The following is a 23132-nucleotide window of genomic DNA, read 5'->3' on the forward strand; positions in this document are numbered from 1 at the left end:
GATCTTTTGACTTTGGCCTTTCTAAATCAAAAGCAAGATCAAAAGATCGCAGCCTTCGGCAGCTCCTACACGTGTTCGGTGGTGGTCAGGGAGATGTCGCATTCGGTGTAGAGCCTCGCGCCGATGTCGGGTACGGTTAAATCCCCCCGACGCGAAACAAGGATCGCTTCATGACGTTCTCATTTTCTCGCTCCCTGCTGGCCGCCAGCCTCGGCCTGTCTCTCGCTTTCTCCGCTGCACACGCCTTTGCCGAACCGCATAAACAAGTGCTCGCCGATGCCGAGCAATACCAGCCAGAAGCGCTGAAACTGCTGGAGCGACTGGTCAATATCGACTCCGGTTCCGGCTATGAACCGGGCCTCAAGCAAGTCAGCGACATCGCCATCGATGAACTGAAAAAACTCGGCGCGACCATCGAACTGGTGCCGAACACGCCGGAAAAATCCAACCATGTACTGGCGACGCTGAAAGGCACCGGCAAGGCAAAAATCCTGCTGATGGCGCACATGGATACGGTGTTCAAGGAAGGTTCGGCGGCCGAGCGGCCGTTCCACATCAAGGACGGTCGCGCTTACGGGCCGGGGGTGATGGATGACAAGGGCGGCATCGTCGCCGGGATCTATGCACTGAAAGTCCTGAAAAACCTCGACTTCAAGGACTATGCGCAAATTACCTTCCTGCTCGACGCCAGCGAAGAAACCGGCTCGGAAGTCGCCACCGACCTGATCAAGAAAACCGCCAAACAGCACGACGTGACCCTCAACCTTGAGCCGGGCCGCCCGGCTGATGGCTTGGTGGTGTGGCGCAAGGGCAGCGCGACGGCGCTGGTCGAGGTCAAGGGCAAAGCCGCGCACGCCGGTGTCGCCCCCGAACTGGGGCGCAATGCCGCGATGGAGGCTGCGCACCAGATTCTGCAACTGGGCAAACTCGGCGATGAGGCGAAGAAAACCACCATCAACTTCACTGTGCTCAAGGCCGGTGACCGCACCAACGTGATTCCCGATCAAGCCACGGCCAAGGCTGACGTGCGCGCGGCGGTACCGGAGGAGTTCGACCGGATCGAGAAGGATCTGGCGCGGGTGTCGCAGGACAAGCTGATTGCTGAGACGGAAGTGAAGACTTCGTTGCAACGCGGGCTGCCACCTATGCCGCAGACGCCTGAGTCGGACCGTCTGATGGCCATGGCCCAAGGGATTTACGGCGAGATTGGCCGCAAGTTGACCGAGGAGGGCAGTGGCGGCGCGGCGGATGCGAGTTTGTCCGCCGGGGTTGGCACGCCGACGCTGGATGGCTTCGGGATTGTTGGCGGCAATATTCACACGCCGGAGGAGTACGCCGAAGTGGCGAGTGTGGCGCCGCGGATTTATCTGTTGTCACGGATGATTATGGAGTTGGCCAAGAAAAAATAATAAATGAGCGAGAGCTGAGCGGCCGTTATGGGTTGTGAGCTGTTTAGCTTTCGGAAGTAACAAAGGATTAATAGGTAGAGTTAATCAGGTCTTTGAGCTAAAAAAGACGCGATTTCTTTGCTGAGATTAGTTATATCCTCCATCGAGGAGTTGCAAAGGTATTCGAATATCTTAGGGTCGGTGGTTTCGTTGGTTTCAATAATTTTTTTATAGAAATGTTTATCGGTGACAATGGCTTCGGGGCATTGAAAATCTGGCAGAAATTTTGATAATTTGTGGTCTTGGAATATTCTCTTTTCCACGCTGTCGAAAGGCAAGAAATAGGTGTTGGGGCAGTTTTTTATATGTTTGTATATTCTTTGGTCGCCGTCAAGTATAGAGATTACATTTTCCGGATTGGAAAGGAAACGCTCTTTTGCGTTGAGTGCTAATAGCTTTGTCACATTTGATCCGCCTCCGATAGGGACGATTTTGTATTGTGAGAAATTGGTTGGGCAATATTTTGCGATAATGAAGTCAAGTAGATTTTTTAACATGTCGTCTTCTGTCAGGATGTATTTGTCCCACCCTTTGAATCCAAACATTATGCTTTTTATATAATTATATGATGCGGGAATTATGTCGCCGCTTCCTTCGCTGTTGGACATGTAGAAAAGCTCTTTGTCTTTAAGAGTTCTTATTAGTGCTAGTGAATGAGTTGTGCAGAATATGTTTACTTTGTATGTGTCGCAAAAAGCGCGTAGCCGTCGGATTAGATGAGCTTGAGCTGCTGCATCTAATGAGATATCTATTTCGTCAATTACAATCAGTTTGCATCGATTGGTGATTTTTCGATAAAGGCTAATCAAGAAAAACTCGCCAGAGCTTAGATGGTCCTCTCTTACGTACCTGTCTTTTTCGAGAGGGATACAATAGTATTTGGTGTTCTTTACTTGTACTTCAATTAAGTTGTTGAATTTGTCGCACGAGTAAATGTCGTTGAGGAATTCAATAAGTTCGTGAGGTGTTGTGAATTTGCCTAGGATAATTGCTGTTCTGATATCTTTGTCGGCAGTGCTGATACTTTGGAAATGATTAAATCTCTGGCCATACGGCATTGGCAGTTCGACATCAATAGTTTTCTTAATCTCATCCGGGATCGCTGACTTACAGTTGAGGGTGTTAATCGTCGCATCGAAGCTGAATAGGTACTCGTCATTCCCGATTTTATACGTGACTTCACTGCCATCCTTGAACACTCCAGGTGACGTGGTTTTTGAAAATGTATCTGCGGAGCGAAAATTAAGAATTGATTTAATAAGTGTCGTCTTTCCAATTCCATTCTTGCCTACAAGGCAAGTTAGCTTGTTTTGGCTCAGGTCTAAGCTAAAAATCATATTCTTAATATGTTGTATATTTTTTAGTTCGACTGAGAGTAGCATTATAATCTGTCCGATTTGTGAAGAAACATATCAACAGTGGTGGCGCCGTATTTTTTTCTTAACTTGTCTAAATAGCTTGGGTCTACTGTGTTGTAATAGTTTAAGTGTCCGGACAGTTTTTCTATTGCGGTTTCTATGTCTGAGTCGACAATCTCAATGAATTTTTCTTTGTTTGTTAAATAGTAGTGTAGTTTTACTTCTGTATCTTTTTTGAACTTTATATCTATAGTTACTTTTCCATTGGGAAGTATCACCATTCCAAGTAATTTTATTTTGTTTCCTGTTTGGGTGTGTTTGCTTTTTTTGATGTTTAGTGAGAGTTTGTTTTTTGTGGTGTCTGATAGTAGTTGGGCGATATATCTCTCGGCTTCAAGTATGGGTTCTTTTTTTTTGCCTGAGACAATTATGTCATCGGAATACCTCGATAGTGTTAGTGAGTTTTTGTCGCAGTACTCCTTGAGGCTGTTGTCGAAAATGAATAAGCACGAGTTGCTAAGGAGAGGTGACGTTGAAAATCCGACCGGTACAGAATTTTTTATTGTTAGGGTTTTAATGATGTTGTCGATGTGCAGGTTTATATCTGAAATTGGACATTTTTCAATATCTCTGATTATTGTTGTTTTTACCAGTTCTTCGTCAATGCTGTTAAAAAAATCGTTTATATCTGTTTGGAAGAAATATTTGCTATTTGAGTGCTTTGATACTGCATCTACAGCGTTGACACCCTTTCGATATGAGAATACAACTTCTTCGTTTGTGCTTAGGTGTTCTAGAAGAAAAAGTTTTAGGAAGGAATGAAATGTTTTTAGTTTTTTGTTTGGGATGTGTATTTCTCTGTTGTTATAGATTTTTGTTTCGTATAAGTCGTTGATGTTTCCAGTGCCCAGTTCAGGGAAATTGAATTTTCCCTGATGCATCGCTGTTAATAGATCTATTAAAGGTCTTTTGTTCATTTGTTAACCCTAGAGTTTAACTGGGGCGATGGGTGGCTTTCGATAAAATATGCCGCAAAACATCGCATTGCACAATCATTTCAAAAAAAAGAGAAATTGCTCTGTTTTACGTAGGAAAAATACATTTCAGAGGGAGTGTATAGGGTAGGAAATTTCACAGGGTGAGGAGTAATTACGAGAGCAGTAGTAATCTAGACAGAAATCGATAGGTAGCTGAATCAACTATGGCGAGAGTGGATGGATGCGGAATACGCCTGCTTGAAAGGCAGAGTTTACTATCTGTGTGCCTCCTAGCTGACTGCTAGAGAGACACACAAACGTAAAAGGAGACTAGACACCTGTAGAGGCCAGATTTGATGACTGGAGATGCTCCTAGTCACTGGCATGAGTCGGACTCTAATTCAGGGCAGAACGGAAAACAAGAGGCAGGGTGATGCGCAGGCTAAGCGGTAATGAGAGCGTCTGGTGCGCTTCTAGGCGGATCCTACGAGCCCTCTTTATTGCGTACAACTTTCCAAGACGTTTCCTACAACGTACCCTGTTGCCGCGTTTCGGTATCTACCCCTATAGTTCGTGCTCGCGGAAAAACACCGCGAACGACCTTGGTCGGTCGGTAACCTGAAATGCAACAGTGCCATTGTTCAGACCTTCAAGGACTGAGCAGCGTGTAATGGTAGCTGTGCGCGGGACACCTGCGGGTGTGCCGGATCTTTCAGGTATCTGGTCGGCCAACCCGCACACAGCTGCCACCTTATTCGTTTGGCCGCGAACGGTGGTTGCATTACCTGGAGATACACCTATGAACGAGCAAGTAATGCCCCGCTTCCTCCCCATCGACACCTACGACGCCGAATCCCCGGTGCTCTTCCTCAATACCCACTCAGAACTCAGCGACATGGCCGCCTGTGCGATGCACCGGTTTGTGGTCGTGCGCGATCTGGCCGACACCTTTGCCAGTCTCAACCTCAAGGGCATTTCCGATTGTGATCTGACACGGGTGACCAGCGCGGTGCATCTGTTGATGCGCGAGGGCTGTGCGATTCTGAATGTGATTCAGGCGCGGGCGGTGCAGCGGGAGGAGGCTTACAAGACGCCGGTTTAGCGGTGTAGCGGCAGACCTCATCGCTGGCAAGCCAGCTCCCACAGGGTTTGGTGTTGAACCATCAATTGATGTCGAACCGCATAACCTGTGGGAGCCTGGCTTGCCAGCGATGGCGTCAGCCCGGCCAACCCATCACTCCTTGACGCTCATGTATTCCTTGGCCCAGAGAATGTATTCCTCCGGCTGGGTATAGGTGTGCGTCAACTCGGTCGCGCTCAAATCGGACGCCTGGGTAAAGATCTGCCGCTGTTCACGCAAGCTGTCATACGTCGCTTTGATCGCCGCAAAATAAGCACCATGGCCATCGATGGTCACACGCACACCGAGTTCGGCCAGACGTTTGTCATCGCGCAACGCCGGGTTGCCGTAGGTCACCAGCATCAGCGGCACGGTCAGGTGTTCGGCGATTTGTTCAAGCTGATCGAAATCCTGAATTCCGACCATGCAGATGCCGTCAGCCCCGGCCGCCTGATATTGGCGAGTGCGGCTGATGATTTCCTGATTTGGCAGGATGCCGGCGTTGGTACGGGCGATGATCGCCATTTCCGTATCAACCCGGGCTTCCAGCGCCGCGCGGATCTTGCCGACGCCTTCGGCAACGGTGATCAAGTCGGTGGATTTGCGCCCGAATTGGGCCGGCAGCAAGGTGTCTTCGATGGTCAGGGCGGCGACGCCGGCGCGTTCCAGTTCGACGATGGTGCGCATCACGTTGAGGGCGTTGCCGTAGCCGTGGTCGGCGTCGGCGATCACTGGCAATTGGGCGACGCGGCCGATGCGGGTGGCCTGTTCGGCGAACTCGCTGAGGGTGATCAGGGCAAAGTCCGGGGCACCCAGCACCTGCAACGAGGCCACGGAACCGCCGAGGATCCCCACTTCAAAACCGAGGTCAGCGGCAATCCGCGCGGACATCGGATCGAACACCGAAGCCGTGTGATAGCAGGTGTCGGAAGCCAGCAGTTGACGGAAGTTACGGCGCAAATCTTGATGGGAAAGCCTGGTCATACGAGTTCCACCAATACAAAGGAATGGAAAGGCTTGAACAAAGGTGTCAACGCCGAAGAATGAAAAGGCTATCACGCGAATGGGTCAATGATCATGACGAATTTGCAAGGGACAGGATGTCGCGGACGCTTTTGCTGAAAGGATTTACCTTTTTGCGGTGGTAACCGTCAGGCCGCCACCGCCTGTTGCTGTTGATTGGGCAGCATCGCCGCCCGTACCGAATTGCCCGGTTGCAGTTGCAGGCGCTTGGCGGTGAGGCGGTCGATCACCAGGCTGCTACCGACACGGCGGGCGCGGGCGACGGTGATGCGGCAGTTTTCCAGGCGCCGGTTGTGAATCAGCCACAGCGGCGCCTGTTCATCCGGACTACCGAGGCTCAGGGTCAACTCGACGCTTTCGCGCACGGTGCGAATACTGCGCACCGGCGCTTCGATTACCGGGCCGCCGTCGAAGATGTCGATGTAGCCTTTGTGGATGAAGCCTTCGGCCTGGAGGATTTTCAGCGCCGGCTCGGTATTCGGGTGTGCCTGGCCGATCGCCGCCTGTGCTTGTTCGGTGAGCATGCAGGTGTACAGCGGCTGGCGCGGCATCAGTTCGGCGATGAACGATTTGTTGCCAAGTCCTGACAAGTGATCGGCATGGCTGAAGTCCATTTGAAAGAAATGCCGGCCCAGACTGTCCCAGAACGGTGAACAACCGTGTTCATCGGCACTGCCGCGCAGTTCGGCAATCATTTTTTCGCCGAACAGGTGCGGGAACTCGGCAACGAACAGCAACCGCCCCAGCGACAGCAGGCGGCCATTGCTGCCGTGGCGCTGATCATGGCCGAGAAACAGCGAGCACAGCTCCGATTGGCCGGTCAGTTCGTTGTTGAGAAACAGTGTCGGGATCTGCCGTTGAATGCCCAGATCCGGCGCCGAACTCACGGTCAACCCGACCCGATAGTTGTACCAGGGCTCGCGCAGGCCGACCGCCCCGGCCAGGGCGCTGACGCCGACCACGCGCATGTCGTCGTCTTCGAGCACAAACAGATAATCCGCATCGGCCCGTTCGACCTGTTCGGCGAACGCCCGTTGCGCCCAGCGGACCCGATGCGACAGGCGATCTTCGTTGGCCGGCAGGGTGGTGAACCCCGGGCCGGCCTGTTGCACCAGCGCCATCAAGGCTGGCAGGTCGCTGACTTTGACCGGGCGGACAATCATGCTGTAACTCCTTCTGCGCGCCTGTTCGGGCACTGTCGTTGGCTGCGCAACCGCGCGGGTTTCACAGGGCAATCAGCCGAATCGGGCTGCCATCGGTCACGTTCAGCGCCGCACACATTGCAGGGGTGAGGGACAGCGGTTGATCGGGTTGATAATCGAGTTCGGTCATGATCGCGCGAAAGCCGTGCAGTGCGTCGTTGCTCAGCAGGTACCGGCCACGGCCATCGATCTGTGGCTGCTGTTGCACAGTTGCAGTCTGGCTGCGCGCTATCGAACGAATGTTGGCGGTACGCGCATACAGGGTCGGGCCGGCGTCGAACAGGTCGATGTAGCTGTTGGTTTCGAAGCCTTCACGCGCAAGGATGTCGAATGCTTCCTGACCGTCCGGGTGGATCCGACCGATGCAATCCTGCGCGGCTTGCGGCAGCATCGGCACGTAAATCGGGTATTGCGGCATCAGTTCGGCGAGAAAGGTGCGGCTTTGCAGCCCGCACAGGCGTTCGGCTTCAACGTAGGGCAGGTCGAAGAAGTGTTTGCCCAGTGCATCCCAGAACGGCGAATGACCTTTCTCATCGCTGTAGCCGACGATTTCGGTAATCACCGCCTCGGCAAAGCGCGGCGCGTGGGCGGCGATGAACAACAGGCGCGCCCGTGACAGCAATTCGGAGAACGGCGTGCGCACCAGCGCGGCGTCGATATGAAAGCCGCGCAGCAGCGTGTGATCGTTGAGGTCGTGGCACAGCGACAGCGCCGGCACGCCGTGTTCAATGTTCAGCTCGCGGGACGCACTGGTGAAATGGCGATTGCGCAGGCTGTAGAACGGCTCGTCGAAACCCGCTGTGGCGAGAATTTCCGAGCAGCCAACCAGACGCTGTTCGTCGAGGTCTTCCAGCACGAAGAAGTAGTTCTCCGGACCGTTAGCCTCTGCCGCGCTGGCGAACGAAGCGCAGGAACCGGCGATTTTCTCGCGAAGGCGCTCGCTGTCGTCCGGCAGGGAGGTCACGCCCACCAGACTGTCGCGGGCCAATTGTTGGAGCTGGGGCAGATCAGTCTGTTCGACTGGGCGTAAGACCAGCATGGATGTACTCCTGTATCAAAAGGTTCGGCAAAGTCGCCGAACCTGACTATCACTGTCGGTTTCCACGCGATAAATCGGCGGTCGCCTGATTTGTTGTCAGACGCCGCTCTTTTTCTTGTCAGCCGTTGCTCGGGTCAGGCAGCGCGGTACTGGCGCCGAGCTTGTTGAGGAAGAACAGGTACACCAGACCCAGGGCAATCCAGATCAGGCCTAGTTTCTGCGCATCGACGCCCATGTTGTACATGATGGCCGCGACGATGATGAAACCGACCACCGGACAGATCAGGTGACGCACGACCTGACCGGACTTTTGCCGACGCCAGTAGTAGTTGATCACTGTCAGGTGCAGCAGCATGAAACCGCTGAGCGCGCCGAAGTTGACCAGCGAGGTCAGGGTGTCGACCGAGTTGATGAACAGGTAGCAGATCACCAGCGACAGCACCGCCACCAGATAAATGCTCAGGTACGGCGTGTTGTGTTTCGGGTGCACCTTGGCCAGCACTTTCGGCAGTTTGCCGTCGCGGGCCATACCGAACAGCAGGCGCGAAACCGCGGCTTGCGAGGTGATTGCCACGGCCACGCCCCAGGCCAATGCCGTGGCAACAGCAGTCAGGGTCGCCAGCCAGCTGCCGGCGGCGATTTCGGCGATTTCATAGAACGCAGTGTCGGCGGATTTGAAGCCCATGCCGGCCGCCAGATCGGTGGCAATCCAGGTTTGCGCAACGAAAATCACCCCCATGACCACCAGCGTGATCAGCGCGGCTTTGCCGACGCTTTTGCCCGGATCACCTTTGATTTCTTCGGCGAGGGTAGAGATCGCATCGAAGCCGAGGAATGACAGCACGGCAATCGACACCGCTTGCATCAGCAGGGCGAAGTTGAAGGTTTCCGGGTGATACAGCGGCGCCAGGGTCAGCTCGCCATTACCGCCACCGTTGTGCAGGGCATTCCACGCATAGAACAGGAAGATCCCCAGCACCACCAGTTGCGCCAGCAGGAAGATGATGTTCATCCGTGCGGTGAAAGTGATGCCGCGCAGGTTGACGAAGGTCGCGCTGACCAGAAACGCCAGAATGAAGCCGACTTTCGGGATGTCCGGGTACAAATGGTTGAGCGCCATCGCCGCATAGACGTAGAGCAGCGGCGGGATCAGCAGGTAATCGAGCAGCATCAGCCAACCGGCGATGAAGCCGACGTGCTGATTAAGGCCGCGTTGCGCATAGGAATACACCGAACCGGCGATCGGAAAAGCCTTGGCCATGCTGCCGTAGCTCAGCGCGGTGAACAGCATCGCCACCATGCCGATGATGTACGCCAGCGGCACCATCCCCGGGGCCTCGGCGTTGACGTAGCCATACACACCGAACGGGGCGATGGGGATCATGAAGATCATCCCGTACACCACCAGGTCGGTCAGCGTCAGGCTACGTTTCAACTCTTGCTTGTAGCCGAATTCTTCAATTTCCATGAAGCGCAACTCCTTGTCAGCCAGTCGGTCGTTTTAGTTGTTATCGGTCCATCGTTTACAGCGTCAGCAGTCTTTCATTCATTACAGCAATGGCGCGAAGTAGCCGGCCCAGCGCGATACGGCTTCGGGGCTGCGCAGCAAGTCATTGCGCACCTCGATCAGCACCGAGTCGAGGCCACGGGCATCGCCGTGCACCGGCACGGTCATGTCTCCCAGCGGATCGATCTTGTACGGCTGATTGCCGGCGACTTTCAGCGGGTGTTCGCCGAGGCCGTCGAGCAGGCGTTGCGCGTAGGCCTTGGCCTGACCGAACAACACGCCGGCCTCCAGCGGTCGCGGCTGGCCGTAATACACCGGGGTGAAACTGTGAATCCCCACCACACGCACCGCTTGGCCCTTGGCAACACGTTCGTCGATCAGCGTTTGCAAGCGCGCGTGAAACGGCTTGAACAAGGTCTGGCGGCGGTATTCGCGGGTGGCTTCGTCCAGTTCACGGTTGCCCGGCACCTGATAAATCTCGCTCTGCGCCGGAATGCTGTCCGGGGCGTGCCGTGGCCGGTTCAGATCGATCAGCAGCCGCGAATAATTGGCGCTCAACAGGGTTGCGCCGAGCATCTCCGATAACTGCTCGGCCAGTTGCAGCGCGCCAATGTCCCAGGCGATGTGTTCAGCGGCGGCGGCAGCGTCCAGGCCCAGATTGTTCAGAGCTTCGGGGATGTAGCGGCTGGCGTGTTCGCACACCAGAATCAACGGGTGCGTCGAGTCGGCGCGGCTCAGGTTGTAGGCCGGTCGGGTGTACAACCCCAGCTCGGCGGATTCAGTACAGGCGTGCATAGTGCTCACACAAGTCAGCGGGCGAGAGCTGTTCCGTCAGCGCCAGTTCCTCGGTTTTCAGGGCGTAATAGGTGTCGAGCAGCGGCTTGGGCAGCCATGCAGTGAAGGCGCCACTGTTGCGCAGGCAATCCAGCGCCTGGGCCAGCGAGGCGGGCAGGGCGACGATGCCCCGGGCCTGGCGTTGCTCGTCGTTGAGTGAATCGGGAATTTCATCGGTGATCGCGTTCAGTGCCAAGCGTTGTTCGATGCCCAGCCGACCGGCGATCAACAGCGCGGCCATGGCCAGATGTGGCGAGGCGGTAGCGTCCATGGCGCGGAATTCGAGGTTGAACTGGTTGGCCACGGACTTGCCGCCGAGGGTCACCGTCGGGCAGATGCGCAGCGCTGCTTCGCGGTTCTGTTGGCCGAGACAGGCGTAGGAGGCGCTCCAGTGATGCGGCTGCAAGCGTTCGTACGACACCGGCGTCGGTGCGGTAAACGCACACAGCGCCGGCAAGTAATGCAGGATTCCCGCTGCCCAATGCTGGCCGAGACTCGACAGACCGTTACTGGTGCCAGCGTCGTAGAGCATCGGCAGACCGCCCAGATCAAGCAGGCTGACATGCAGGTGCACGCCGTTGCACACCGCGTCGGCGGCGGTCTTCGGCGCGAAGCTCAAGTCCAGGCCCATTTGCCGGGCGATCTCGCGGGTGATCTCGCGCACGTTGACGGCGCGATCGGCTGCCGCCACGCCGAGCGTCGGGCGGCAGGTAATTTCGTATTGGTGCTTGCCGTATTCCGGCAGAAACATTTCCGGCTCGACTCCGCCGGCGCGCAGGGCGCTGAGCAGCCAGCCGCCGAACGCGGCGCCCTGACGCTGGGCTTCGAGAGAGAACGCCAGGTGCTCGGCGAAACCGGCGTGCAGGTTGAATTCGTGCTCGAACGCGGCGTTGACCTGCAAGCCCAACCCATCGCGATAACGTTCGATTTCATCACGCAACAACGTGCGCGGGCAGGCGCCCCACGGGCGGCCATCGGTTTCGCGGATATCGCCGTGGATGAAATCCAGCGCCGGGGCATCGGCGTCCGGGCCATTGCCGACGGTGACGCGGCTGCTCAGATCGGGAATCAGCCGCAGGTCGCCATACGCGCCCCACGGATTGGTCGAGGCAATGATGTCCTGCGGCGTCAACGCGCTGTTGGCCGGCACCCAGCCGCACCCGGCGGCTTGATAATGCTCAAGCTCATCAGTGGGAAACGAGCGGCCGCGGGTGATGCCGATCAGGTCGGTGGTGACCAGCGTGGTCATCGGTAGCGGCGTCAGGCGCGTGCTCATGACCGCATCTCCTGCAGGCGGGCGAGCACGGTGTCGGTGTCGGTGATCCAGCAGTAACCCTTGATCGCATTCAGGCAGGCGTGATGGCGTTCGGCGCTGTAGGTGGCGCAGGCGTCCTCGACCAGCGTGACCAGATAGCCGCGATCGGCGGCGTCGCGCACGGCCATGTCGACGCACTGGTCGGTGACGATGCCGGCAATGATCAGGTGACGGGTTTGCAGGTTACGCAGCACGTAGTCGATGTTGGTCGAGTTGAAGACGCCCGAAGACGTCTTCGGCAGGACGATTTCGTTTTCCACCGGGGTCAGGTCTTCAATGATCCTGGCCTGCACGCTGCCTTTGGGCAGGTGCATGTCCGAGAGTTTGTGGTCGAGCGAGCGGTCGCGACCATCAGCGGTGAGGCTCTCGATAATCGTGTGCAGCACGTTCTGCCGCGCCTCGCGAAAGGCACTGAGCAAACGACGTTGGTTGGGCACCACCTGCATGTGCGCACGGGTCAGGAAATACTCGGCGTCAGGCCCATTGAGGTGCGCGTCGAACTGCGGTTCGAGCCAGGCACGCTGCATGTCCACCAGCAACAATGCGGTGTGGTCAGTGACAAACGGCAGATCCCGTGGCGAGCGGTGGGGAAGGCTGAACATCCTTATTTATCCTCCAGCAGGTGGGTGTTGAAGTCGTTGCGCAGGGCATCGATGCCTTCCAGGCGATCGGCGAGGTTTTCGGTGCGCAAGGTCAGGCAGGCAATCAGCGCTTCGACTTGCGCCAGCGCCGGCACCATGGTGTCGAACGGCGACGCCGACTCCACCGGCGCGCTGATGATCAGGTCGGCCAGCTCGCGCAGCGGCGAGGCATAGATATCGGTGAACAGCACCACGCGCGCGTTGTTGTTCTTTGCCGCGCTGGCGACCCGCAGGGCCTGAGTCTGGTAGCGGCGGTAGTCGAACAGCAGCACGACATCCTGGCGTTGCAGATCGAACAGGCGATCGGGCAATTGCGCGTTGTCTTCCAAAGCGAAGCAACCGGGGCGCAGCAGGCGCAGGTGATTGAGCAGGTAAGTGGCCATCAGGCTGCTGAAGCGCCCGCCGAAGCAGTACACCTGATGCCGGGCATCGAGCAGCCAGTCGGTGAGAATGCGCACGTCTTCGGGTTGGGTCAGCGATTGGGTTTCGACCAGCAGGCGATGGCTGTCGCCCAGATAGTGGCTCCAGGCGTCGTCCTTGTGCTGATGGGCGCGCGGTTGCAACAGCGTGCGCGGCGAGCGCAAGCGGTGGTCCATGTCGCTGAGCAGTGCTTCCTGGAATTCGGCATAACCGCCGAAGCCGAGTTTTTTCACCAGCCGCACAATGGTCGGATCGCTGACTCCGGCATGTTCGGCCAGACGCGCCATCGGCCCCAGACCGTTGCGTGGGTACTGATCAAGCAAGGCGCGAACGACTTTGCGCTCCGACGGCGTAAGATCCAGGCCGGGATCGGTGATCAGGTCTCTGAGAGGGGGCATCCGGGCTCCTGCTGGATGAGGGTGTTGAATTCGCTTCATAATCCGTTAAAACAGTATTTATGTAACTGACGTTACATGTCTAGTGAATTTTTCAGTGTGTTGAAAAGGCTCCGGAATGAAGCGAGATGCCCGTGTAACAAGGGCTACACGTAATTCGATCGGGCTTGTAGTCCATCGCCCACGGCAGTGTCAGAAATCGCCGTATTTGTGCTTTTTTCTGCTGTGACCGAGGCGATCCGGCAGCCCTGCAGCCCTCGGTTTACGGCACAATTAACGACAGAATGGCTTTGCGCCGCTGATTTTCATGAAGGCCCACCGGAGCGATACCTGTGCAGACCACTCGTTTGACATTGATTTGCCATGCGCGAACCGTCGCACAGAAATTGGCGTGTTTTCCTACGAATGAGCCTGTTGAAAATATCGGGCTGGCATCGGGCGAATTGTCCGAGCGTTTCGACGCCGCGCGACGTTTGATTTGCGCGCCGGAGTTGCGCACGCGCCAGACTGCGGCGTGGTTTGGCGCGGATGCGCAGGTCGATGAGGCGCTGCGCGATTGTGACTGGGGGCGCTGGCATGGGGTATCGATCAAATCCCTGCAAAACGCTGAAGGCGCGGCGTTGCACGCCTGGCTCGAAGATCCCCATGCGACACCTCACGGCGGTGAATCAGTGACGCAGTTATGCGAGCGCGTGGCGGTATGGCTGAGCAGTCTGCAAACCACACCAGAACATGTAGTGGCGGTGACGCATCCGTTTGTCATCCGCGCCGCGCTGATCCACGTGATGCGCGGTTCGGCGTTTCATGACATTGATGTCGAACCGTTGTCAGCGGTCGAATTGCGCTTCACCGGGCGCTGGCGCTTGCGTCTGCCGGGCCTCGACGTTCAAGGAGCACTTTGATGAAACAACTGCTGGTGATCGGCATCGGTGCCGGTAATCCCGACTACATCACGATGCAGGCCGTGAAAGCGCTGAACCGTGTCGATGTGTTCTTTCTGATGGATAAAGGCCAGAGCAAGGACAAGCTGATCGACTTGCGCCGCGAGATCTGTGAGCGCTACATCGACGACCCTGACTATCGCTTTGTCGAAGCCCACAGCCCGGAACGCGAACGCGGTGATGTCGACTATATGGCCAGTGTCGATGACCTGAACCGTGCCAAGCAGCAGACCTTCGAACGCCTGATCAATGACGAATTGTCTGACGGCCAGTGCGGTGGTTTCCTGGTGTGGGGCGACCCGGCGTTGTACGACAGCACCGTGCGTATCCTCCAGGCCATCCTGGCCTCGGGCACCTGTGCCTTCGAGTTTGAGGTGATTCCCGGGATCACCAGCGTTCAGGCGTTGGCGGCGCAGCACAAGGTGCCGCTGAACACCATCGGTCGTTCCATCGAAATCACCACCGGGCGGCGTTTGGCGGCAGGGCAGGTGAGTGATACGGACAGCCTGGTGGTGATGCTCGATGCTGAGGATTCGTATCACCGGGTGGCCGATCAGCAGACCGAGATTTACTGGGGGGCTTACCTGGGCACGCCGGATGAGATTCTGATTAGCGGCAGGCTGGCGGATGTCGCGGACGAGATCGAGCGGGTGCGCAAGAAGGCGCGGGCGGAGCATGGGTGGATCATGGATACGTATTTGCTGCGCAAGCCTTAGATTGTTGGTGCTTGGACTGGCCCCCATCGCGAGCAGGCTCACTCCTACAATTGAATGGGTTCACAATTCCAATGTAGGAGTGAGCCTGCTCGCGATAGGGCCGGAACATTCAACGTACATTTTGAACAGGCAAAAAAACACCCGGTGCAACGCAAGTCGCACCGGGTTTTTGTTGCCAGCAAGCGGCGGATGTCGTGGATCCGCCATTCACTGTTGAACTCTGGTTATGCGCGTTCCAGCGCCAGCGCCACACCCTGACCGCCGCCGATGCACAGGGTCGCCAGACCCTTTTTCGCATCACGCTTGATCATTTCATGCAGCAGGGTCACCAGCACACGGCAACCCGATGCACCGATCGGGTGGCCCAAAGCGATGGCGCCGCCATTGACGTTGACCTTGTCCAGATCCCATTGCAGATCCTTGGCCACCGCCAGCGATTGCGCGGCAAACGCTTCGTTGGCTTCGATAAGGTCGAGCTGGTCGATGTTCCAGCCAGCCTTGTCGAGGCAGCGGCGGGTCGCCGATACCGGGCCGATGCCCATGATCGCCGGGTCGACACCAGCGTTGGCATAAGCGGCGATGGTCGCCAGTACAGGCAAGCCGAGGGATTTGGCTTTTTCCGCGCTCATCAGAATCACGGCGGCGGCGCCGTCATTCAGCGACGAAGCATTACCGGCGGTGACGCTGCCGTCCTTTTTGAACGCCGGACGCAGTTTCGCCAGGGATTCGGCGGTGGTGTCGCCACGCGGTTGCTCGTCGACCTTGAAAGCAACAGGATCGCCTTTGCGCTGCGGGATCAGGATCGGGGTGATCTCATCGACAAAGCGCCCAGCCTCAATCGCGGCGGCGGCTTTCTGCTGAGAAGCAGCGGCGAAAGCATCTTGCTGCTCACGGCTGATCTCATATTTGTCGACGAGGTTCTCGGCAGTGATGCCCATGTGGTAATCGTTGAACGCATCCCACAGGCCATCGCTGATCATGGTGTCGACGATTTGCGCGTGGCCCATGCGCAGACCGGTGCGTGCGCCAGGCATTACATAGTTGGACAGGCTCATGTTTTCCTGGCCGCCGGCGATGATCACATCAGCGTCGCCGCAACGGATCGCCTGCGCACCCAGGTGCAAAGCCTTAAGGCCCGAACCGCAGACCTTGTTCAGGGTCAGCGCTGGCACAGCGTGAGGCAGGCCAGCCTTGATCGCCGACTGACGCGCCGGGTTCTGGCCGGCGCCGGCGGTCAACACCTGGCCCATGATCACTTCATCAACCTGTGCACCGTCCAGCCCGGTCTGCTCGAGCAACTGGCGGATCACCGCCGCGCCCAGATCCACCGCGGAGACGCTGGCCAGCGAACCCTGGAAACTGCCGATCGCGGTACGCGTGGCGGCAACAATTACGACGTCTTGCATTTTCGAATTCCTCACTGGGCAGCGAACTGCATTTCCGGTACGTGATCCGGGACGATCAGTTTACCAGCGGTTTTGGCGACGATTTCCTCGACGCTGACGCCAGGTGCGCGTTCTTTGAGGACAAAAGCGCCATTTTCGATTTCCAGGTAGGCGAGGTCGGTCAGCACGCGCTTGATGCAGCCGGCGCCGGTCAGCGGCAGGCTGCATTTGGCCAGAAGCTTGGACTCACCATCCTTGGAGGCGTGGGTCATGATCACGATGATGTTGTCGGCGCCGGCCACCAGATCCATCGCGCCGCCCATGCCCTTGACCAGTTTGCCGGGGATCATCCACGAAGCGATATTGCCTTCGACGTCGACTTCGAACGCGCCGAGCACGGTCAGGTCGACATGACCGCCACGGATCATCGCGAACGATTCGGCGGAGTTGAAAATCGACGCGCCGATGCGCGCGGTCACGGTCTGTTTGCCGGCGTTGATCATGTCGGCATCGATGGTTTCTTCGGTCGGAAACGGACCCATGCCGAGCAGGCCGTTTTCCGATTGCAGCATGACTTCCATGCCTTCAGGAATGTAGTTGGCGACCAGGGTCGGAATGCCGATGCCGAGGTTCACATAAAAGCCGTCCTGCATTTCGCGGGCGACGCGCTGAGCCATTTGTTCGCGGGTAAGTGCCATTTTTTATTCTCCGTCAGCCTGAATTATTTGCGGATGGTGCGCTGTTCGATGCGTTTTTCGAACGTGCCGCAAATGACCCTATCGACGTAGATGCCCGGGGTGTGGATCTGCGAGGGGTCGAGTTCGCCGGGTTCGACGATTTCTTCGACTTCAACCACGGTGATCTTGCCGGCGGTGGCGGCCAGCGGGTTGAAGTTCTGCGCGGTGTGACGGTAGACGACGTTGCCGAAGTGGTCGGCTTTCCAGCCTTTGACGATCGCGAAGTCGCCGGTGATGGATTCTTCCATCAGGTACTTGCGACCCTTGAATTCGCGCACTTCCTTGCCTTCGGCGACCGGAGTGCCAACGCCGGTGGCGGTGAAGAAGGCCGGAATGCCGGCGCCGCCTGCGCGCATCTTCTCGGCAAGGGTGCCTTGCGGGGTCAGGATGACTTCGATGTCGCCCTTGAGCAGTTGCTCTTCGAACAGCTTGTTTTCGCCGACGTAGGAGGCGATGACTTTGCTGATCTGACGGTCGGTGAGCAGTACGCCAAGGCCGAAACCGTCGACGCCGCAGTTGTTGGAGACGACGGTGAGGTCGCGGGTGCCTTTGCGCTTGATCTCGGCGATCAGGTTTTCCGGAATGCCGCACAGACCGAAGCCGCCGGCGATGACGGTCATGCCGTCCTCAAGCCCGGCCAGAGCTTCCTCGTAGGAACTCACGCGCTTGTCGAAACCTGCCATATGCACCTCTTTTATTATTTGCGGGCGGCTGGCTAGCCGAATGGTTGGAGTGTCTCGCTGGAAGATATATTTGTTAAGTTGATTTTTAAGGTTGATTGATAGATAAAACTCAACAAATGCATCTGCCCCCTGTAGGAGCTGCCGAAGGCTGCGATCTTTTGATCTGATAAAACCAAGATCAAAAGATCGCAGCCTCCGGCAGCTCCTACCTGACCGAGTTTCATGTTCAGAGGTTTGAGTATGACCATCAAACAGATCCGCGCCTTTCTCGCCGTGGCCCAGAGCCTGAGTTTCGCCGTGGCTTGCGAGCGCCTGCATCTCTCGCAATCAGCGTTGAGCCTGACCATCAAAGCGCTGGAGGAGGGACTGGGCGGGCGCCTGTTCAGTCGCAACACCCGCAACGTCGCACTGACTGCCGAAGGTGAATCCTTGCTGCCATTGGCTCGACGGCTGATCGCGGACTGGGACAACGCCGAAGACGAGATGCGTCAACGCTTTAGCCTGCAACGCGGGCGGGTGACGCTGGCGGCGATGCCGTCGTTTGCCGGCAACCTGTTGCCGCCGATCCTCAAAACGTTTCGCGCGCGCTATCCGAACGTCAACGTCACGGTCAATGACGTGATCAACGAGCAAGTGCTGGAAATGGTCCGTGATCGTCAGGTTGAGCTGGGGGTGGCGTTCGAGCCGATGCAAAACACCTCGATGACATTTACGCCGCTGTACAGAGATCGCTTCGTCGCGGTGGTGTCGAAGGATTCGCCATTGGCGCAGCGCAGCGAGATCGATTGGCAGACGTTATTGCAGGAGCCGTTCATCACCTTGCAGCGGCCCTCGACGGTGCGGGTGATGCTCGAAGAGCACTTGCAGGCGCGGGGCATGAAGTTGCCGGTGGAATTTGAAAGCCATCAATTGGCAACGGTCGGGCGGATGGTCGCCAGCGGGCTGGGCGTCAGTGCCGTGCCGGCGTTGTGCGCCGGGCAGATGCAGGAGCTGGGCGCGCATTGCCTGACGCTGGATGACTCGGTGGAGCGGGCGATTGGTGTGCTGACCGAACCGGGCAATGAACTGTCGGCGGCGGCGCAGGCGTTGTTCGATATTCTCAAGGCTGAAGATCTCGGGCTACTGTGAGATCTACCCCCTCGCCCCAACCCTCTCCCCCAGAGGGGGCGAGGGGGAAGGGAGCTGATCGGGGGCATTTCAAAAAATGGGTTCGACTCGAAATTTACAGGTCGATGTATCGCTAGCAACAACTCGGTCAATTCCCTTTCCCTTGGGCGAGGGCGAGGGCGAGGCCTAGTGTTCGGGGAAAGGGAGCAGATCGTGGTTATTCAGATTGTGAGCTCGACTCAGCATTTTCAGGTCGCAGTATTCAGCCCAGACAACTCGGTCAGTTCCCTCTCCCTTGGGAGAGGGCTAGGGTGAGGGGCTTGGGTCCTGAGTCGAGCACAAAGTGCAGCAACTCACCGATCCAGCACTTCAACCAACAACGGCAAAAGCTGTTCACACGACGCTTCAATCTTCAAATCCAGCAAATCATCCGCCCGGGTCTTGCCCAGATTGATCGCAATCAACGGTTTCCCGCGATCGGCGATCACCCGGCACAGGCGAAACGCCGAATACGCCATCAACGAAGACCCCACCACCAACATCCCCGCGGCATTTTCTGCCGCCGCCATCGCCCGTGCCGCCGTGTGCTGCGCAACGTTTTCGCCGAAAAACACCACGTCCGGTTTCATCCGCTCGCCAAAGCAATGCGGGCAGTGCGGCACCTGAAAACGCGCCTCGAACGCCGGGTCGAGCAGGGTGTCGCCATCCGGTGCCTGCACCGCGTCGACCCCGGCCAGATACGGATTGTGCAATTCCATCAGTTGTTGAATCGCATCGCGCTCGCTGCGCTGACCGCAGTCCAGGCACAACACCCGATGCAGGCTGCCGTGCAGTTCGATCACGTCGTGACTGCCGGCCTGATCGTGCAGGGTGTCGACGTTCTGGGTGATCAAGTCACGGATCAGCCCACCGTGCTGCAGATCGGCCAATGCCTCGTGAGCCGCGTTCGGTTGCGCCTGACGCACCCTTGGCCAACCGAGCATGGCCCGCGCCCAATAGCGGCGGCGCGACTCGGGGGCGGCGAGGAACTCCTGGTACATCATCGGTTGTCGGCCACGGCGTACTCCGTCGCTGTCGCGGTAGTCCGGAATGCCCGACGGCGTGCTGATGCCGGCCCCGGTCAGTACGATGAAGTCGCCATCAGCCATCACCTCTTGCAGGGTGTCGAGGTGTTCGCGGGTCGGGCTGTCGAGCATGGTCAGCGCTCCGAAGTGGGCAGTGCCAGCAGGTTAGCACGCGACCCGCATGGCTTACTTGCGCGCCTCCAGAATCAGGTTGAACGGTGTCTGCGTGGCCCGACGGAAGTGCTTGAACCCGGCCTCGGTAAATACTTTGCGCAGACGCATTTCCCCGGCCTGCGCGCCCAGGCCGAGGCCGACTTCCTGTGACAGCGAGTTGGGTGTGCAGATAAACGTCGAGGCGGCGTAGAACAGCCGTCCGACCGGGTTGATGTTGTCGTCCAGCGTGTCGTTGGCGAATGGCTCGACCAGCAACACCGTGCCGTCGTCTTTCAACGAGTCATAAGCGTGACGGGCGGCGCCGACCGGGTCGCCCATGTCATGCAGGCAGTCGAAATAGCAGATCAGGTCGTAGTCATCGCCGGGGTAACTCTTTGCCGAGCCCTGGAAGAACTTCGCCCGGCTGCTGACGCCACCTTCCTCGGCGCGCTGGGTGGCGACAGTGATCGAGGGCGCGTGATAGTCGTAGCCGACGAAGCGCGAGTTGGGAAAGGCCTGGGCCATGATCACCGTCGAGGCGCCGTGACCGCAGCCGATGTCGGCGACTTTGGCGCCGTCCTCGAGTTTAGCCACCACGCCGTCCAGCGCTGGCAGCCATTCGGCGATCAGGTGACCTTTGTAGCCGGGCCGGAAGAACCGCTCGGTGCCGGTGAACATGCACGGATGATGATCGCCCCAAGGCAGAGCGCCATTGCCGCGCATGGCTTTGACCAGTTTGTCTTTGTCGTGGAAAAACGACGCCACCACCCCGAGACCACCGGCGACGTAGAGCGGCGAGTCCTCGACGGCGAGGGCCAGCGCCTGTTCTTCCGGCAGACGGAACAGGCCGTCGTGGTGCTCCATATAGCCGGACGCCGCGTGAGCGCTGAGCCATTCGCGCACCAGACGCGGATTACAGGTGGTTTTGGCGGCGAGGGCATCGGCGCTGATTGGCTCACTGTCGGCCATCGCCCGGTACAAACCGAGTTCTTCGCCGACGATGACATTGGCCAGCATCGCCGCGCCGCCCATGTCGTTGACCAGTTTGCCCATGAATTGGTTGAGCTTCGCCTCGTCCATCATGTGTGCTCCTGAAACAGGATCACGGTCCGGCGGCGTCGAAGGTCGAGGCGTGCGCCACCGGGCGGTGGTCACGGAGTTGGGCAGGGCACGGCTGACGTCCTGCGTCCCCCTCGACTGGGTAATAAAGGAGTCTAGCCCCGGTCCGGGCGTGTCGCTGGATTTGTGAGCAACGAAAACCTGTGGGAGCGAGCCTGCTCGCGAAGGCGGCATTTCAGGTAATTCTGATCTTGTCAGTGCCGACGCTTTCGCGAGCAGGCTCGCTCCCACATTAGGCAGGTGTGTATCCCTGTGTATCGAGATGGCGGCGGGATACACACGGCTGCAAAAGTCCGGTCGTTGCACACAGCCGTGATACAGCCGGCGGTTCAACTGGGAAAAACCTACTGCAGAGGTATACCCATGCAAACGCCTCCCTTATTGACGCAACCCAGTGTTGGCCTCGGCCTGCGCCGTGGCCTGCTGAAAGACCTGCAAGCTGCGCGCAGCGGCGCTTTCGATTTTCTCGAAGTCGCCCCTGAGAACTGGATCGGCGTCGGCGGCGCCCACGGTGCAGCATTGCGTGAACTGGCCGAACGCTACCCGTTGTCCTGCCACGGTTTGTCGCTGTCACTCGGCGGGCCGGCGCCGCTGGATGTCGGGTTCTTGCAGGAGGTCCGGGTGTTTCTCGACTATTACAACGTGGCGCTGTACAGCGAGCACCTGAGTTATTGCAGCGATGACGGGCACCTGTATGACTTGCTGCCATTGCCATTCACCGAAGAGGCGGTGCACCACGTCGCCGCGCGAATCCGTCAGGCCCAGGACATTCTCGGCCGGCGTCTGGCCGTGGAAAACGTTTCCTACTACGCCGCGCCACGTCAGGACATGGACGAGGTGAGCTTCACCAATGCCGTGCTGCGCGAGGCCGATTGCGACCTGCTGCTGGACGTCAACAATGTCTACGTCAACGCGATCAACCACGGATTCGAACCGCAAACCTTTCTCGCCGGCATTGAGCCGGGCCGGGTGGTCGGCATGCATGTGGCGGGGCATTTCGATGAGTCCGATACGCTGAAAATCGACACCCATGGTGCCTCGGTGAAGCCGGCGGTTTGGGCATTGCTGGCTGAGGCCTACGCGCGATTCGGCGCTAAGCCAACGTTATTGGAGCGGGACTTCAACTTCCCGGCATTTTCCGAACTGATTGCCGAGTTGCAGACCATTCGCCATTTACAAGCGGGGGGCAGCCATCGTGGATAACCTGCTACAGCAACAGCAGGCGCTGACCCGGTACTTGCGTGATCCCGAACATCAGTCGCCGCCCGTCGACATGAATGTGCAACGGGTTAACGTCTACCGGGATCTGGTATTCAACAACCTGTCGCAATTGTTGAGTGGCACCTTCCCGGTGTTGATTCGAATCATTGGGGAAAAACGCTGGGGCTGGCTGGTGCGAGGATTCTTGCGCGACTGGCGGGCGCAGACACCCAGGTTCGGTGAGATTGCCGAAACGTTTCTCGACTATCTCGCTGCGCAACCGCAGGTGTTGCGCGAGGGTGAGTGGCCGGCGTTTCTGCTGGAGCTGGCGCATTACGAATGGGTCGAGATGGCCCTGCAACAGTCCGATGCTCAGGCGCTGCCGTCGACCGATCCGGCGTTGTTGCTGGAACGCCCGCTGCTGATCTCGGCGTTGGCCTGGCCGCTGGCGTATGTATGGCCGGTGCATGAACTCGACCCGGACAATCAGCCCGCCACGCCACCGGCTCAACCGACCTTGTTACTGGTGCGACGTACGGCTGACTGGAGCGTGAAGTTTTCCGAACTGAGTCCGTTGGCCTGGCGGTTGCTGCAGCGCATCGACGAATATCCCGCTCTTGATGGCCGTCAGCAGTTGCAAGGTTTGGCGGTGGAGGCAGGGGAGACTGCAACTGCTGCGTTCATGGAAAACGGATTGATGTTGATGCGGCAAATGCATGAAGACGCCGTGCTCTGCAGCATCGTTTGA

At 57.9% G+C, this 23132-nt stretch carries 22 protein-coding genes; 7 read left to right on the forward strand and 15 right to left on the reverse strand.

The features are described 5' to 3' along the window. Positions 1 to 170 precede the first annotated feature (170 nt). Positions 171 to 1409, forward strand: a complete 1239-nt coding sequence (locus tag PMI23_RS23250; protein ID WP_007919533.1) for a M20/M25/M40 family metallo-hydrolase — start codon at positions 171 to 173, stop codon at positions 1407 to 1409. Between the two features lie 80 nt (positions 1410 to 1489). Here PMI23_RS23250 and PMI23_RS23255 read toward each other — a convergent pair whose 3' ends face one another. Then, positions 1490 to 2830, reverse strand: a complete 1341-nt coding sequence (locus PMI23_RS23255) for an ATP-dependent nuclease (protein WP_007919540.1) — start codon at positions 2828 to 2830, stop codon at positions 1490 to 1492. After that, complete coding sequence (locus PMI23_RS23260) at positions 2830 to 3783, reverse strand: reverse transcriptase domain-containing protein (protein WP_007919542.1); 954 nt, start codon at positions 3781 to 3783, stop codon at positions 2830 to 2832. Before PMI23_RS23260 ends, PMI23_RS23255 begins: the two co-directional genes overlap by 1 nt. 799 nt (positions 3784 to 4582) lie before the next feature. Here PMI23_RS23260 and PMI23_RS23265 point away from each other — a divergent pair. Continuing rightward, positions 4583 to 4885: a hypothetical protein gene (locus tag PMI23_RS23265; RefSeq protein WP_007919544.1), complete on the forward strand. Its 303-nt coding sequence runs from the start codon at positions 4583 to 4585 to the stop codon at positions 4883 to 4885. Between the two features lie 132 nt (positions 4886 to 5017). Here PMI23_RS23265 and PMI23_RS23270 read toward each other — a convergent pair whose 3' ends face one another. The 8 genes from PMI23_RS23270 to PMI23_RS23305 all read right to left on the reverse strand — a co-directional run bounded on the left by PMI23_RS23270 (position 5018) and on the right by PMI23_RS23305 (position 13282). After that, positions 5018 to 5887 carry an isocitrate lyase/PEP mutase family protein gene (locus tag PMI23_RS23270; protein ID WP_007919546.1) on the reverse strand — a complete coding sequence of 290 codons (870 nt, stop codon included), beginning with the start codon at positions 5885 to 5887 and terminating at the stop codon, positions 5018 to 5020. 167 nt (positions 5888 to 6054) lie between these two features. After that, a complete protein-coding gene (gene astA, locus PMI23_RS23275) occupies positions 6055 to 7089 on the reverse strand; it encodes an arginine N-succinyltransferase (RefSeq protein ID WP_007919548.1) in 1035 nt (344 codons plus the stop codon). A 61-nt stretch (positions 7090 to 7150) separates the two neighbouring features. Further along, positions 7151 to 8167: an arginine N-succinyltransferase gene (locus tag PMI23_RS23280; RefSeq protein WP_007919550.1), complete on the reverse strand. Its 1017-nt coding sequence runs from the start codon at positions 8165 to 8167 to the stop codon at positions 7151 to 7153. 118 nt (positions 8168 to 8285) lie between these two features. After that, the gene (locus PMI23_RS23285; RefSeq protein ID WP_007919552.1) at positions 8286 to 9635 is read right to left on the reverse strand and encodes an APC family permease; all 1350 of its coding nucleotides are present in this window, start codon (positions 9633 to 9635) and stop codon (positions 8286 to 8288) included. A gap of 81 nt (positions 9636 to 9716) precedes the next feature. After that, positions 9717 to 10469 carry an N-formylglutamate amidohydrolase gene (locus PMI23_RS23290; protein WP_007919554.1) on the reverse strand — a complete coding sequence of 251 codons (753 nt, stop codon included), beginning with the start codon at positions 10467 to 10469 and terminating at the stop codon, positions 9717 to 9719. Next, positions 10453 to 11784, reverse strand: coding sequence for a glutamine synthetase (locus PMI23_RS23295; RefSeq protein ID WP_007919556.1), 1332 nt, complete (start codon positions 11782 to 11784; stop codon positions 10453 to 10455). Before PMI23_RS23295 ends, PMI23_RS23290 begins: the two co-directional genes overlap by 17 nt. Next, complete coding sequence (locus tag PMI23_RS23300; protein WP_007919558.1) at positions 11781 to 12425, reverse strand: isochorismatase family cysteine hydrolase; 645 nt, start codon at positions 12423 to 12425, stop codon at positions 11781 to 11783. The genes PMI23_RS23295 and PMI23_RS23300 overlap by 4 nt, the downstream gene beginning before the upstream one ends. Before the next feature lie 2 nt (positions 12426 to 12427). Beyond that, positions 12428 to 13282: a MurR/RpiR family transcriptional regulator gene (locus PMI23_RS23305; protein ID WP_007919561.1), complete on the reverse strand. Its 855-nt coding sequence runs from the start codon at positions 13280 to 13282 to the stop codon at positions 12428 to 12430. A gap of 329 nt (positions 13283 to 13611) precedes the next feature. Between PMI23_RS23305 and PMI23_RS23310 the strand changes: the two genes are divergently transcribed. Next, positions 13612 to 14181, forward strand: a complete 570-nt coding sequence (locus tag PMI23_RS23310; protein WP_007919562.1) for a histidine phosphatase family protein — start codon at positions 13612 to 13614, stop codon at positions 14179 to 14181. Continuing rightward, a complete protein-coding gene (cobF, locus tag PMI23_RS23315; RefSeq protein ID WP_007919563.1) occupies positions 14181 to 14936 on the forward strand; it encodes a precorrin-6A synthase (deacetylating) in 756 nt (251 codons plus the stop codon). Before PMI23_RS23310 ends, cobF begins: the two co-directional genes overlap by 1 nt. A gap of 224 nt (positions 14937 to 15160) precedes the next feature. On the opposite strand, the gene PMI23_RS23320 is transcribed toward cobF, so the two are convergent. The 3 genes from PMI23_RS23320 to PMI23_RS23330 are packed head-to-tail and all read right to left on the reverse strand — an operon-like array spanning position 15161 to position 17741. Then, positions 15161 to 16342, reverse strand: a complete 1182-nt coding sequence (locus tag PMI23_RS23320) for an acetyl-CoA C-acetyltransferase (protein WP_007919564.1) — start codon at positions 16340 to 16342, stop codon at positions 15161 to 15163. A gap of 11 nt (positions 16343 to 16353) precedes the next feature. Then, positions 16354 to 17019 carry a CoA transferase subunit B gene (locus PMI23_RS23325; protein WP_007919566.1) on the reverse strand — a complete coding sequence of 222 codons (666 nt, stop codon included), beginning with the start codon at positions 17017 to 17019 and terminating at the stop codon, positions 16354 to 16356. Between the two features lie 23 nt (positions 17020 to 17042). Continuing rightward, positions 17043 to 17741: a CoA transferase subunit A gene (locus PMI23_RS23330; protein WP_007919568.1), complete on the reverse strand. Its 699-nt coding sequence runs from the start codon at positions 17739 to 17741 to the stop codon at positions 17043 to 17045. A gap of 240 nt (positions 17742 to 17981) precedes the next feature. Here PMI23_RS23330 and PMI23_RS23340 point away from each other — a divergent pair, with 240 nt between their 5' ends. Further along, positions 17982 to 18869 carry a LysR family transcriptional regulator gene (locus PMI23_RS23340; RefSeq protein ID WP_007919570.1) on the forward strand — a complete coding sequence of 296 codons (888 nt, stop codon included), beginning with the start codon at positions 17982 to 17984 and terminating at the stop codon, positions 18867 to 18869. A gap of 332 nt (positions 18870 to 19201) precedes the next feature. On the opposite strand, the gene PMI23_RS23345 is transcribed toward PMI23_RS23340, so the two are convergent. Together PMI23_RS23345 and PMI23_RS23350 are read right to left on the reverse strand one after the other, a co-directional pair. Beyond that, a complete protein-coding gene (locus tag PMI23_RS23345) occupies positions 19202 to 20044 on the reverse strand; it encodes an NAD-dependent protein deacetylase (protein ID WP_007919572.1) in 843 nt (280 codons plus the stop codon). Between the two features lie 54 nt (positions 20045 to 20098). Continuing rightward, the gene (locus PMI23_RS23350; protein WP_042705019.1) at positions 20099 to 21145 is read right to left on the reverse strand and encodes a class I SAM-dependent methyltransferase; all 1047 of its coding nucleotides are present in this window, start codon (positions 21143 to 21145) and stop codon (positions 20099 to 20101) included. Positions 21146 to 21547: 402 nt separating this feature from the next. On the opposite strand from PMI23_RS23350, the gene PMI23_RS23355 reads away from it, so the two are divergent. After that, positions 21548 to 22387, forward strand: a complete 840-nt coding sequence (locus tag PMI23_RS23355; RefSeq protein WP_007919574.1) for an HvfB family MNIO-type RiPP peptide maturase — start codon at positions 21548 to 21550, stop codon at positions 22385 to 22387. Next, on the forward strand, positions 22380 to 23132 hold the full coding sequence (locus PMI23_RS23360; RefSeq protein ID WP_007919575.1) for an HvfC family RiPP maturation protein: 753 nt from the start codon (positions 22380 to 22382) through the stop codon (positions 23130 to 23132). Before PMI23_RS23355 ends, PMI23_RS23360 begins: the two co-directional genes overlap by 8 nt.

The organism is Pseudomonas sp. GM24 (genome assembly GCF_000282235.1).
Lineage (GTDB): Bacteria > Pseudomonadota > Gammaproteobacteria > Pseudomonadales > Pseudomonadaceae > Aquipseudomonas.